The organism is methane-oxidizing endosymbiont of Gigantopelta aegis (assembly GCF_016097405.1).
In the GTDB taxonomy this organism is placed as follows: domain Bacteria; phylum Pseudomonadota; class Gammaproteobacteria; order Methylococcales; family Methylomonadaceae; genus Methylomarinum.
Genome location: NZ_JAEHGD010000002.1, coordinates 485,732 through 499,910 on the forward strand (window position 1 = coordinate 485,732; position 14,179 = coordinate 499,910).

Sequence of the window (14,179 nt, forward strand, 5' to 3'; positions counted from 1 at the left end):
TGCATTTATTATGCTCGATAAACTGTTAAAGATTGAACATCATAACCGTACGTTAAATTTTACTTACTACATCATTGGCAGTTTATTACTGGGGATTGGTGTTGGCTTTTGGATGGGGGAATCGGCGGGTAAGTTGCAGATTTTAGGGGATATTTATGTCGGCCTACTGCAAATGACTGTCGTGCCTTATATTTTATTTTCCCTGATTGCCAATATTGGGCGACTCAGTTATTTGGAAGCGACAGTGTTGATGCGACAAGGTGTATTGGTGTTAGCTGTGTTATGGCTCATTGGTGGATTGATGGTATGGGGGATGTCGGTTACTTTGCCTGATATCGAACAAGGTGCTTTTTTTAGTTCTTTGCTAGTGTCTGAACCGGTTCAGGTTGATTTCCTAACCCTGTTTATTCCGGCCAACTTGTTTCGGTCGCTGGCGGAAAACGCAATACCTGCCATCGTTTTGTTCAGTTTGCTATTTGGGACGGCGTGTATTGGTTATAAAGACCGTAAATCCTTGTTGGAAATTTGTGATCATATCGCGAAGGTGTTGTTACGAGTCAATAGTTTTGTCGTCATGCTAACGCCTATCGGTGTTTTTGGTATCGCAGCGAGTACCACAGGGGTGTTGACTCTTAATGAAATAGGCCAGGTTCAAGCTTATGTGTTTATGCTGATAGGGTCGGTTCTTCTGGTGAGTTTTGTGGTACTGCCATTGCTCATTGCCAGCTGTACACCATTTGGTTATCGCCAGATTATTCGTGAATCAAGAAATGTTTTATTAACCGTCTTTGTTGTCGGTAGTGTGTTTGTCGTTATTCCGTTGCTGATTAAGGTGGTGACGCGTTTATTTCATTCCCATGTTACCACTGAACATGAAAAGGCACGCATACCCGATCTCGTTTTGCCGCTCGCTTATCCATTCCCTGATATGGGTAAGATACTGAGCTTTGTATTTATTGTTTTTGCCGCCTGGTTTTATAACAAACCTCTGGATTCTTTTGATTATCCTGTCATGTTGACGATTGGTTTGTTTTTAAGTTTTGGTAAGCTCGTGACGGCCTTGCCCTTTCTACTGAATCTGTACCATATTCCGGATGATGTGTTTAATTTGTTTATGGCGGTAGGGGTTGTTTGTGGGCGGGTTGCCGATGTTGCAGGCACTATGCATTTAATGACCTTTACTATTTTGACGACAGCATTGATGACGGGTGTGTTTAAAATCAACAAGCGAGTGTTGGCAAAAAATCTATTGATTTGTTTAGGGCTGTTTCTCTGTGTTGCGTTAATGATTCGCGCAGCGCTGACAGAAGCGGCACTCGGCCAGCCGAAGCAATCACCGCTGTTGAAAATGCGTTTATTGGAAACATTTCCACCTTACACCGTTTCAACTCTTTCTCAACCTAACCCTGTTGCACTCAAGCCAGGTCAACATTTAATTGACAGAATCCGAAAGACGGGGCGCATTCGAATTGGCATCGATGAAGATAGCCTGCCGTTTTCTTTTTATAATGCCCATGGTGAAATGGTCGGCTTTGATATTGAATTGATGCTACATCTTGCTCAGGATTTGCAGGTCACTGTCGAGTTTATACCCTATGAAAGTGGCTATTTGCTGCAAAATTTGGAAGAAGATTATTTCGATATTGCTGTTTCAGGGATTACCCCTGATTTGGATTTAATTGCCGCATCACGGATGTTATACACCACTAGCTATCTCGATGTGCATCTAGCTTTAGTGGTACCCGACTATGACCGTAAAAAATTTCGCGATATCAAAGCGATAAAAAAACTTAAAAATGTTCGGGCTTGTGTGCGTATAGAGAGTACTTTTTCTAACCGCATCGGTCAGCTATTTCCTAATTTTGAAGTCAAGGAATTAAATACAGAGGCAGATTTTTTTGAATCGAATGAATACCACTGCGAGGTTTTTTTGACCACGGCAGAAGGTGGTTCAGCCTGGACTTTACGCTATCCTGAATATGTCGTCGTAAATCCTTTTAAAAATCGCCAGGGCGCACCATTAGTCATCGCGGTTCGACATGAAGATTTGATTCTGGAACACTTTCTTAGCACTTGGATTAAAATCAAGCAAACGGATGGCGTTATCGATGCGTTGTTTGACTATTGGATACAGGGCAACATCAAACAAAATGACTAAAATCGTTTGCGCACATTACAATCGACTGCGTAGTAAACGTAATGCATTGGCCACCACTAATAATGATGCGCCGGTATCCGCAGCGATAGCTTCCCATAATGTCGCGAGCCCTGCGAAAGCTAACACCGCGAAGGCGGCTTTGACGGTTAAGGCAAAGACAATATTTTGCCGGATAATAGCCAGCGTTCGGCGCGAATGGCCGATCAGCCAGGGCAGTTTCTGTAAATCATCACTCATCAGGGCGATGTCGGCGGTTTCGATGGCTGCATCGGAGCCCATAGCTCCCATGGCGATACCTACACTCGCACGAGCCAATGCAGGAGCATCATTGATGCCATCCCCCACCATGGCGACATGGCCATAACGTTTAGTCAACTCGGCAACGCGGGTTACTTTATCCTGTGGTAGCAATTCGGCATAGACTTCATCTAGCCCCATTTGGCGGGCAATATTTTTTGCTGTGGTTTTGTTATCGCCGGTTAGCATGACCAGGTGCGCAATACCGGCTTTGCGTAAATCTTGAAAAGCTTGTTTGACATGGGGGCGCGGTTGGTCGGCTAAAGCAATCAGGCCGCACACATGGCGATCATTGCCAACCGCAATCACCGTTTGCCCCTGTTGTTCCAGGGCTTGAGCATGCTGCAGAATATCGCTTGCAGAAGGCGATTTCTCACTCAGAAAACGGCTGGAACCGAGCCAGAAGAAAGTGTCTTGGATACGGCCGGTGATGCCTTTGCCGGCAATGGCGGCGATGGTGCTGGCTGTTTCAACCTGAATACCGTGTTGTTGTGCGTAAGCGACGATGGCATTGGCCAAAGGGTGATGGCTGCCCGACTCCAGGGCTGCGGCACGGCTGATGACTTCTTCAAGGCTATGGTTATTATAAGGATAAATGCCTGTAATCTCAGGCTTACCTTGCGTCAAGGTGCCAGTTTTATCGAAGGCAATAGCTTTCAGGTGTGCGGGTTGTTCAATATAAATACCGCCTTTGATCAGAATGCCATGACGAGCAGCTGAGGCCAAGGCCGCCACAATGCTGACGGGGGTAGAGATTACCAGTGCGCAAGGGCAGGCGATGACCAGTAATACCAAGGCTCGGTACAGCCATTGCTGCCAGTCGGCCTGCCACAATAGTGGCGGAATCAGAAAAACCACCAACGCCAGCAGCATGACCAGCGGCGTATAGACGCGGGCGAATTTTTCCACCCATTGTTCGGTTTCGGCACGTCTGCTATGAGCTTCTTCCACCAGCCGGATGATATGAGCCAGGGTGGTGTCGGTGGCCGCTTTTGTGGCTTTGATCTGCAATAGGCTGTCTATATTGATGCTGCCGGCAAATACTTCGTCACCGGGCTGTTTGAAAACAGGCATGCTTTCACCGCTGATCGGCGCCTGATTGACGCTACCTTCGCCAATCGAAACAATACCATCTAAGGCGATGCGATCACCTGGTCGTACCACAAAAATCGTACCAGGCTGTATCTCGGCGGCGGGCAAGGTTTGTTCCTGGCCATCATCAGTTTTGACGATGACCGCGTTGGGTGCAAGATCCAGCAATGCGGCAACCGCATGGCGTGCGCGACCAATACTCCAGCTTTCGATCGCCAGCGATAAGGCAAACAAAAAACTGACCGTTGCGGCTTCAAACCATTCATTGATCACCAATGCACCTGTAATGGCGATCACCATCAACAAGTTCATATCCGGACGAAATCGTTTAAGAGCATAAAATGCTTTGACGATGACATGGCGTAGGCCAAATAAAATGGCCAGACCGTAGGCTGCTTTTTCAGGCATTGGCAGTGGTAAGGTTTCGTGTTTGAGCAGCAGCCGTTCTAGATAAGCGATGAAGTCACGCCCGGAAAAATACCCTTGTTCGGGCAGTGATAGCCATTGCCAGGCGTCCTGATAGGCGCCGGATAATCCTAGATGAATCAAGATGCCGGCTAAAATCATCAAGCCGCTTAAACTGGCGTAAAGTGTTTGAGTGTTTTTACGTTGTGGTTCAGACGAGTCGTTCGGGTGCCAGCGCGTTGCGCGCAAGCCGGTTGCTGCGACGGCCTTGATCAATTTTTGATCATCAATCGGAAGGGCTGTATCTAAAACCGTCATGCGGCCATTGATAACGTCAAAGGCCAGGTTTTCCTCGCCACCAACCAGCGGTCCGATTTCCGATTTTAAAATGGATACCTCTTCAACACAATCGAGTCCCTCGATTTTGAAGATTTTGCCGCCTTTATGCTCAGAAGGTGAAGCCTCCTCTTGTTTGCCGTTGTCGCTGCAACAACAGGAGTGCGGCGTGTTAGGGTGATGATCAGACATGAGAGTCCTCCTGGCGGTAATGGGTTAAATCTTTTTATCAAGAACTTATGTTGTTGACGGTAAAGTTGGGTTGAGCTCGCATTTTTTTATGTGAGGGGCGCACATGACACCCCTCACAGTTTGCTCCATTACTCTCCTGATGAGTGATGCAGCTTTTCAATATCGTTGTCCGGCGTTAACAGATGCTCGGGAATAAACCATTTATACAGCGCCGGAATCACCAATAACGTTAACAGGGTTGAGGTTATCAAACCACCGACGACCACGGTTGCCAGGGGTTTTTGTACTTCAGAGCCTGTTCCTGAAGCCAGCAATAACGGAATCAGCCCTAATGCTGTGGTGACCGCTGTCATTAACACTGGGCGCAATCTGAGGCAGGCGGCTTTAATCGAGGCAATATCGACGGTTAAGCCTTCTTTCACCAGTTGATTTAGATAGGTGACCAACACCATGCCGTTTTCTAGTGCGATGCCGAATAAGGCAATAAAACCAACTGAGGCCGGAACAGATAGATTTTGGCCTGTAATCCATAAGGCAATCACACCGCCCACTAGAGCCAGTGGGATATTGAGCAGAATCAACGCCGCATTTTTGAGAGAGCCAAAACTGCTGTATAACAAGAGAGTGATAATCAGCAATGTGACAGGAATCACAAAAGCCAGGCGCTTATTAGCCTCTTGTTGCAGACGATATTGTCCACCCCAGGTCGTGAAATAGCCTGGAGGCAGTTGAATGGCATCATCGATATTTTGTTGCGCTTGTTCAACAAAGGAGACAATATCCCGGTCGATGACATTGGCCTGAATGGTAATAAAACGCTGATTGTTTTCCCGGGTGATTTGACGCGGCCCGACAATTTCTTCAATACTGGCAATTTGTGCCAGCGGAATTTGAATATTGTTCGGGCCGGTAATCAGTAAATTCCGGATCGCTTCAACCGTATTTCTGTCTTGTTCGCGATAGCGAACCAGAATATCAAAACGGCGAATGCCTTCAAACACTTGGCCCGCAGACACGCCACCGATAGCGCTGCGGATGATTTCCTGCACATCCTGCAAGTTCAATCCATACCGGGCAATAGCTTGTCGGTCAGGCTTGATGACCAGCTGTGGCGTTCCGGAAACCTGGTCTACCTGCACATCAGCAGCACCTGGAACTTGTTGAATAAGCGCCGAGATTTCATCCGCTTTTTGTTTGAGTAAGGCTAAATCTTCGCCAAATAATTTAATCGCTAGTTCGGCACGTACACCTTCAAGCAATTCATCGACAGTCATTTCAATCGGTTGGGTCAGGTTGGCCTGAATGCCGGGTAATTCAGCGACGGCCTGGCGAATATCATGTTCAATCAAGGCCTGGTTGCCCGGGTCGCGCCATTCGCTTTTGGGTTTTAACAGTACATACATTTCTGCCGAGTTGATAGGGTCGGCATGGGCTCCGACTTCGCCTCGGCCGATTCGGCTAGTGACGCCGGTCACTTCCGGAATCTTTAGCAGCTTGCGCTCAACAATCAGTGTATTCCGTTTGCTTTCGCTAATGGCAATGGATGGGGCCATAGTTAGGCGGACAACAATAGTACCTTCCTGTAATTTAGGGGTGAATTCTGAACCGAGGAATGGAAAGATGAGTACACCCACAAACAATAGCCCAACGGCTGTTGCAATGGCAAATTTGCGGTGATTGACAAAATAGTGCAACACTGGCCGGTAGGGTTTGAGCAAGGCGGCGAGAATGCGCTCATCGAAGTCTTTCTGGTCACGCTTGGGTTTTTTCCGCATCAGCAGGTCGGATAACACCGGCGCTAGCAGCAGTGCATAGATGAGCGAGCCTAGCATGGCTAAGGCTACGGTATAGGCTAAAGGGCGGAAGGTTTTGCCTTCAACCCCTTCCAAAGTGAACAAGGGTAAAAAGACGATGATGATAATGGCGATTGCAAACAAAATCGGTTGCCCGACTTCGCGGCAAGCACGTGCGACAATATGCAGCCGAGGTTCATCGTCTGAAGACTGGTGCATTAGGCGGTCGACATTTTCCACCATGACGATCGTGCCGTCGACCATCATACCTATTGCGATGGCTAGACCACCGAGCGACATTAGATTGGCCGACATGCCCAAATAACGCATGGCGATAAATGCAAACATGACGGAAAATGGAATAGCCAGCGCGACAACCAGGCTAGGCCGGAAGCCACCCATAAAAACAAACAACACCAGGGCGACTAGGATAATACCCTGGATTAGGGCATTGTTTACGGTTGAAACGGCGGCACTGACAATGTCTTTTTGTTGATAATAGGGGACGATTTCCACGCCGCCAGGCAGGGTTTTGTTAATGTCGGCAATTTTGTCTTCAACTCGGGCGATAACGGTGGAGGCATTGGCTCCGAACAGTTTAATCACCATGCCGGCGACCACTTCGCCTTTACCGTTATAGGTTTGTAAGCCACGCCGGATTGCACCGCCGGTTTTTATGTCTGCCAGTTCGCTTAGGTAAATCGGACGACCGTCAACGGTTTTGACAATGATTTGACGCAAATCATCAATGTTTGTGGCAAGCCCTAGAGAACGAATAATGAATTGTTCACTGTTCTTTTCCAGATATTGGGCACCGACATTCAGGTTATTGGCGCGCACCCGCGCGATGAGTTGCTGCAGACTGACCTTGTAACGCAGCAAGGCGTCAGGTTTAACGATGATTTGAAATTGTTTCTGAAAGCCGCCAATTCCCAATACTTCGGTGACGCCTGGAACCGTTTGTAGATTGAATTTAACCACCCAGTCTTGTAGTGTGCGTAATTCTTCCAAACTGTAGAGATGGTTACTGTCTTTCAGATAATAAAATAAAACCAGGCCCATGCCGGTAGAAATCGGACCCATTTGCGGGTTGCCGAAACTGGCTGGAATCTGGTTACGCGCGTCCTGTAGTCGTTCGTTGACCAGTTGCCTCGCAAAATAAATATCTACATCATCGGAAAAATAGACATTTACCACCGACAGGCCGAAGTTTGACACCGAACGGATTTTTTCAATATCCGGCAGGCCCGTCATGGCCGCTTCCACCGGATAAGTGACATACATTTCGATTTCTTCGGGCGCAAGTCCTTCGGTGATGGTGAAAATTTGTACTAGATTAGGGGAGACATCAGGAAAGGCATCGACGGGTAATTCCCGATAGCTCTTATAACCTGCAGCAAGCATCAGTATCGCCAGGGTTAAAATCAGTAGGCGACTGCGTAAGGCAAAATCAAATAATTTATTCATATTGTAATCCCGTTAATGACTGTGGCCATGTCCAAAAGCGCCTTTTTGGGCCTGAGCTTTCAAGGTGAAGGCGTTGCGGCTGACATAGGTCTGGCCGGGTTTGAGTCCTGAGAGGATTTCAACCTGATTGAAATCACGTTTGCCAGTTATGATTTCCTGTGGCTCAAAGTCACCGTCTTCATGTTGTACAAAAACAACGTGTTTGCCATCAATGTTTTGTAATGCTGTCAATGGGATGACAATTTTGGCCGGTGTTTCAGAGAGCACGACACGCGCTGAAATGAATGCACCGGGACGCCAAAGATTCTGGCTGTTATCGAGGATAACCCGGGCAATACCACTTCGGGTTTTTATATCAAGTACCGGGCTGATCCAGCTGATATGAGATTGTGCAGTAACGTCTGATTGCTTGCTAAAACGGTTATTGATAAAGACTTTCTGGTTGGTTTTAACCAGGTTTAAGTCTTTTTGATACAGCGTTAGATTAACCCAGACACGGGATAGGTCGGCGATGGTGAAGCTGCGGGTTGTGGTGTCTAGTAATTCACCGTGACTGGCATGTTTGGCAATAATCACCCCATCAGCCGGTGCTTTTAAGGCATAAAGTGTCAGGTCTTTATCTTGATCCTTGATCAGTTTGTCAATTTCTTCAAGACTTAAACCTAAGGCCTGCAAACGTTGTTTAGCTGCTTTTTGCCGGATAGCCGCCTCAATTTGTGCTTGTTTAGCGGCCTGATACTGCCGGCGGGAGGTGATTTTTCCTCGGTACAATTGCCTATCCCGTTGCAGGTTGCTGTTTGCCAGTTTCAATAAACTATCGGTAGCGACAAATTCGGCTTTGGCATTCGCCAACTCACGGCTGGACAGTTGCGCTAGCAATTCACCGGCTTTAACTTCATCACCCAGTTGTTTGTAGACTTTTTGCACGACACCGGCAACACGCGGGACGACATGATATAACCTGTCGGGTTCGACGATGACTTCACCGGTTAAGTCTAATGTTTTGCGAATAACGCCGGGGCCTGCTTGTGATAACTGGATAGAGAAGTCTTTGAGTTGTTGCGGGCTAAGTTTTAAGGCTTCTTCGTCGTGATGTTCATGGCCCTCTTGTTCACCATGATCGGCGTGTTCTTCAGAGGCGTAGGCCGGGTTGAGGTAACTTGAATTGAATAAAGTAACCGCTGTGAGAAGGGGTAATAATTTTAAATAGTTACGAATCATTTATAAACTCCCAGATAGGCTGTTTGTGCGGCTTGCAAACTGATGTCCCAGTAATTTTTCAATACGAATGGTGTTGACATGATATGCGGTCAACGCATTCAGATATTGTGATTTGACGCGAAACAGGGTGCGTTGCGCATCGAGGACGGTTAGGAAATTAAATTCACCGACCTGATAGCCTTTTTGCGCGGCTTGAAAAGCCTGTTCGGCATTGGGAATGACATCGTCTTTTAAGGTCTTGATTTCCTGCCAAGTGGTAGTTAGCGTTTGATAGTTGTTTTTCAGTTCGGTCTGAACGCGGGCTAAAATAGCACTGTATTGCGCATTGGCCTGGGTCAGCCCGTGGGTGGCCGATTGAATATTACCCTGGTTGCGGTCAAATACCGGCAAATCAATACTAAAGCCGGCGTTGATGTTGTAATCATCTCTATTGACATAATTATTGCCGGAAACATTTAAGGTAACATCCGGTATGGCTTTACTTTTTTCGACTTCGATGTTAGCACGGCGTTTATTGATTTCGGTCAGGCCTTGTTTTAAGTCGGGGTTGTTATCTAGCCGCTTCAATAATTCGGTCAGTTCTGGCAGTGCTTGAATTTTTTCTAGTTGGCCTGTAGCCTGGGAAAAGTGAGGCGATGGATTGCCCCAGAATACGGCTAATTGCTTGCGGCTGTTTTGTAATTGCCGCTCTGCCTGGCGCAGGGCAATCTGTGCTGAACTCAGAGAAATTCGGGCCTTGGTCGCTTGTAATGGCGAAACATTGCCGACTCTGACCTGAACATCGGCGATATGGACGACGTTTTTGGACAGTTTTAGCAGGTCTTTCTGCAGTTCGACATTTTTTTGCGCTGCTAACAAACGGATAAAGGCTTCAGCGGTTTGTGCCATTAAGGTCAGGCGTTTGTTTTCATAACGGCGGATCGCCAGTTGCTGATCAAGTTGTGCCGCTTTGCTGCGCGCGGATCGTTTGCCGCCTAATTCAATTAACTGGCTGAGCCCGAGCGTTATTGCTGTGCCATCATAACCTTTAAATTTGTTGTTACCAAAATTGGAGGCGCTGGCCTGGAGTTGAGGATTGGGTAACAGGCCGGCTTGTAAGGATAAGCCTTGTTTGGCATTGATATCGGCCAGATAAGCTGAAAGCTCGGGATTGTACGTTATCGCCAGGTTCAGCGCCTGATTAAGCGTGAGCTCTGCTTCAGGCTCGGTGATACGGTTGCTTTCGGTTTGTGCGCTTGCGGTAAGGCTGAAAAACACGAATAACAGTAAATAAACAGAATATTTAAGCATGATGGTTCCGTAAAGTTTATTTTATTGTGATTGAGTACAGATCACTAATGAATGCCTGCTGTTATGACATTAGGTTGTGCAATAACAGTTGTCAGGCCATCTGCTTTAACAGGATGGCGTACAAAAGCACAGGCGATCGTGATCGAGGTTTAAAGGAGTCTGAGGGATCGAGGAAGTTTAAACGATAGGGGGTCTTAATGCAGGACTATCGTGATGATAATAATACGAATAGGATTCGGTAGCCTGAATGCCACGCGCAATGTTAACCATAAAGGTTGAAAAATTCAGTGGTGGGAAGCTGTGGCCAGTATGGCCGCCATGATCATAGCTACAGACGCCGGTACAGTGATTATGCGTATCCGCTGTATCGAACAGGTCTGCATCATCAATAGATGTATGCGATTCCAGGCTGAAAACGGGATGGCCCTGGGCGTTGTTGCTTTTTGTCCAGTCGTGAATATCTGTCACCATCCATGTGGAGAGCCAGAATGTCAGAAAAGCCAAAAAATAGATCGTTACCCGTTTCATACCTGACATGATAACAAGAAATGCTGAAAGTTCAATTATTCACTTGCGCTTAATTCCAATGTAAGGCTAATGATACAATAAAAATTGAGGGGCGTTATGCAGGCACACGAGAGCTAAGTGAAGCTCTGGCAATTGTTGGTTTACTGAGGTTCTGCATGACGTTGTATCGTGAAATCAATCGAGTTTTTATATGGCAAAACTGAAATGTGCAGTGATTGGAACGGGCTATCTGGGCAAGTTTCATGCTGAAAAATATGCAGGTCTGGATGATTGTGAGTTAGTCGCGGTTGTCGATATCAATGAAGAAACAGCCAAAGATGTGGCCGACAAATGGGGCGCTCAGGCATTGACTGACTATCAGCCTTTGTTGGGGCAGGTCGATGCGGTGAGTATTGTTGTTCCCACGAGTTTGCATTATGCGGTCGCTAAGGATTTTTTACAGGCGGGCAGTCATGTATTGGTGGAAAAGCCCATTACGGTGACCGTTGAGCAGGCTGATGAGTTGATCGAGGTTGCCGCGCAAAATCAACGTATTTTGCAGGTAGGGCATTTAGAGCGTTTTAATCCGGCCATTATGGGCTTAGGCGAAATGGATAGTCAGCCGATTTTTATCGAATCACATAGGCTGTCGCCATTTAATCCCCGTGCCAATGATGTCAGTGTGGTGCTGGATCTGATGATTCATGATATCGATATTATTTTGTCATTGGTCGATTCAAATATCGACAGAATGGAAGCCTGTGGTACAGCGGTACTGACGCAAGGCATCGATATCGCCAATGCGCGACTGACGTTTGAAAATGGTTGTGTGGCGAATGTGACGGCGAGTCGTATCAGTATGAAAATGGAGCGCAAAATGCGCATGTTCAAACCCTGTTCGTATGTAGCGGTTGATTTTCAGAACCGGGTGTTGACCAAGCATCGTACCGGTGATGAGGAAATGTTTCCGGGTATTCCTGAAATTCTGACTGAGGAATCGGTATTTGAAAATGGCGATGCCTTATTGGAAGAAATTAAACATTTTATTGATTGTATTCAAACCGGCAAAAAACCATTGGTTTCAGGGGAAGCTGGCCGCAAGGCGTTAGCGACAGCGATTGAAATCACCAATTTACTACAAACGGATAAGGAAAAAACATGATACCCATGGTCAACCTGAAAGCCCAGTATGCCGAAATCAAAAAGGAAGTCGAGCAAGGGCTGGCGCAAACGATTGAGCAGTGTACATTTATTTTAGGCCCGAATGTGCAAGCTTTTGAGCAGGAAGCGGCCGATTATCTGGGTGTTAAACATGCGATAGGCTGTGCCTCGGGCACCGATGCTTTGCATTTAGCTCTGAGAGCGGCCGGGATTGGCGAAGGTGATGAGGTGATTACCTCGGCTTTTACCTTTATCGCAACGGCAGAAGCGATTAAATATGTTGGTGCTAACCCCGTATTTGTGGATATTGATGCTAAAACCTTCAATATTACGCCAGAAACGATCGAAGCTGCAATCAGCGAAAAAACCAAAGCCATTATGCCGGTGCATTTATTTGGTCAGCCGGTTGACTTGATGGCGATTAAAGCCTTATGCGAGCAATATGGTTTAAAATTGATTGAAGATTGTGCGCAATCATTTGGCGCCCGTGTCAATGGTCAGCAAACCGGAGCGGTTGGTGATGCTGCTGGATACAGTTTTTTTCCCAGTAAAAACCTGGGTGCATTTGGTGATGGCGGCCTGGTGGTGACGCAGTCGGATGAAATTGCCGACATGCTGAGAATGCTGCGTAATCATGGTTCGAAAGAGCGCTATTACCATGATGTCATTGGCTATAACAGTCGTTTGGATGAGATGCAGGCTGTGGTATTGCGGGCTAAATTGAAACGTATCGATCAGTACAACCAGGCACGGCGCAAGGCAGCACATTTGTATTCGGAGTTGATGGCCGATTTGCCGCTGGAGACGCCTTATGAAGATGGCATAGGCGAGCATGTTTATCATCAATATACGTTGCTGTCGGACAATCGCGACCGGATTATTGAAGCCTTGCAAGCCGAACAAATTGGCTGTGCGGTGTATTATCCGGTGCCGTTGCACCGGCAAAATGTCTTCAAAGCCGATTATGCCGGGGTATCGTTGCCGGTGACAGAAAAGGTCGCGGCGCGTTGTTTTTCCTTGCCAATTTGTCCGATGTTGAGTGAGGAGAATATTCATGACATTGTCAATGTGATTAAAACGGTTGCCTGATCGATGACGCAGAAACCGGTCAAAATTTTGTTCAGCGCCGGCGAGTCGTCGGGTGATCAACATGCCGCCAGCATGTTCAAGCATTTAAAACAGCATTTGCCTGCCGTTCAAGGCTTAGGCATGGGGGCGGCAAAAATGCGTGAGGCCGGCATCGATGTCAGGGTGGATTCATCGGCTATTGGTGTCATCGGTCTGGTTGAAATTCTGCGCCATTATGGTGAAATTCGCGCGGCATTGGTCGCGATGAAGCGGTTGTTGCAAGATGAACGACCGGATTTACTGGTGTGTGTAGATTATAAGGAGTTTAATCTGAAATTAGCACGCTTTGCCAAACAGATCGGTATCAAGGTTTTGTTTTATGTCAGCCCGCAGGTTTGGGCCTGGCGTCCGGGACGTGTTGTAACCTATGGTAAAGCGATTGATATGATGGCGGTGATATTCCCATTTGAAACGCCTTATTACGAAGAGCACGGTGTGCCGGTGCGTTATGTCGGCCACCCTTCCGTCGATAAGGTGAAACCGTTGCGGAGCCGGGAAGAGGATTTCGATGTCTTTGAACTGGATGCACAAAAGCCTGTGGTTGGCTTGTTGCCCGGGAGCCGAATCAATGAAATTCGGCGCTTGTTGCCGCTGATGCTGGAGGCGGCGGTGTTATTAAAACAGCGTATTCCTGATATTCAGTTTGTGTTACCGCAAGCCGATTCCATTGCCGATACGGTGTTAGTGCCTTATCTTGAAGCCTGTGATCTCGATATCAAGGTTATTAAATCGCAACCTTATGATGCCATTCAATGTGCTGATGCAGTAATGACAGCATCAGGAACCGCCTCATTGGAAATTGCACTGCTTCAGGTGCCTATGGTGATTGTGTATAAGTTGTCGATGTTGACGTATTGGCTGGGTAGAATGTTGGTGAATATTCCATTTATTGGCCTGCCCAATATTATTGCCGGTCGCGAGGTGGTTAAAGAACTGATTCAGACTGATGCCAATGCTAAAGCCCTGGCCGATGAAACCTGGCGCCTGTTGCAGGATGCAGATTATCGGCAGAGGATATTGCATGATTTAGCAGAGGTGAAGGCAAAATTGGGGGAGGGTGGTGGATCTGAAAATATGGCGCGCCTAGCCTGTGAGATGTTGGAGATGCCCGATGATTGACTCAGGCACCCCC

The 14,179-nt window shown here is 47.2% G+C and carries 9 protein-coding genes; 4 read left to right on the forward strand and 5 right to left on the reverse strand.

What is annotated here, in order from left to right:
- The first annotated feature begins 10 nt into the window (after positions 1-10).
- Positions 11-2,158 carry a cation:dicarboxylate symporter family transporter gene (locus JEU20_RS13235; protein WP_198246610.1) on the forward strand — a complete coding sequence of 716 codons (2,148 nt, stop codon included), beginning with the start codon at positions 11-13 and terminating at the stop codon, positions 2,156-2,158.
- Between the two features lie 15 nt (positions 2,159-2,173).
- Here JEU20_RS13235 and JEU20_RS13240 read toward each other — a convergent pair whose 3' ends face one another.
- The 5 genes from JEU20_RS13240 to JEU20_RS13260 form a co-directional block, all read right to left on the reverse strand.
- Positions 2,174-4,480 carry a heavy metal translocating P-type ATPase gene (locus tag JEU20_RS13240; protein WP_198246611.1) on the reverse strand — a complete coding sequence of 769 codons (2,307 nt, stop codon included), beginning with the start codon at positions 4,478-4,480 and terminating at the stop codon, positions 2,174-2,176.
- Between the two features lie 128 nt (positions 4,481-4,608).
- Positions 4,609-7,740, reverse strand: coding sequence for an efflux RND transporter permease subunit (locus JEU20_RS13245; RefSeq protein WP_198246612.1), 3,132 nt, complete (start codon positions 7,738-7,740; stop codon positions 4,609-4,611).
- Positions 7,741-7,752: 12 nt separating this feature from the next.
- Complete coding sequence (locus JEU20_RS13250) at positions 7,753-8,961, reverse strand: efflux RND transporter periplasmic adaptor subunit (protein WP_198246613.1); 1,209 nt, start codon at positions 8,959-8,961, stop codon at positions 7,753-7,755.
- Positions 8,962-10,251 carry a TolC family protein gene (locus JEU20_RS13255; protein WP_198246614.1) on the reverse strand — a complete coding sequence of 430 codons (1,290 nt, stop codon included), beginning with the start codon at positions 10,249-10,251 and terminating at the stop codon, positions 8,962-8,964.
- 177 nt (positions 10,252-10,428) lie between these two features.
- Complete coding sequence (locus tag JEU20_RS13260) at positions 10,429-10,788, reverse strand: hypothetical protein (protein ID WP_198246615.1); 360 nt, start codon at positions 10,786-10,788, stop codon at positions 10,429-10,431.
- A gap of 181 nt (positions 10,789-10,969) precedes the next feature.
- On the opposite strand from JEU20_RS13260, the gene JEU20_RS13265 reads away from it, so the two are divergent.
- From JEU20_RS13265 to lpxB, 3 genes are read left to right on the forward strand one after another with little or no spacing between them, the layout of a single operon-like run.
- Positions 10,970-11,920, forward strand: a complete 951-nt coding sequence (locus JEU20_RS13265; RefSeq protein ID WP_198246616.1) for a Gfo/Idh/MocA family protein — start codon at positions 10,970-10,972, stop codon at positions 11,918-11,920.
- Positions 11,917-13,008 (forward strand): DegT/DnrJ/EryC1/StrS family aminotransferase, encoded by a 1,092-nt coding sequence (locus JEU20_RS13270; RefSeq protein WP_198246617.1) that lies wholly within the window; start codon positions 11,917-11,919, stop codon positions 13,006-13,008. Before JEU20_RS13265 ends, JEU20_RS13270 begins: the two co-directional genes overlap by 4 nt.
- 3 nt (positions 13,009-13,011) lie before the next feature.
- Positions 13,012-14,166, forward strand: coding sequence for a lipid-A-disaccharide synthase (gene lpxB / locus JEU20_RS13275; protein WP_198246618.1), 1,155 nt, complete (start codon positions 13,012-13,014; stop codon positions 14,164-14,166).
- Positions 14,167-14,179 lie beyond the last annotated feature (13 nt).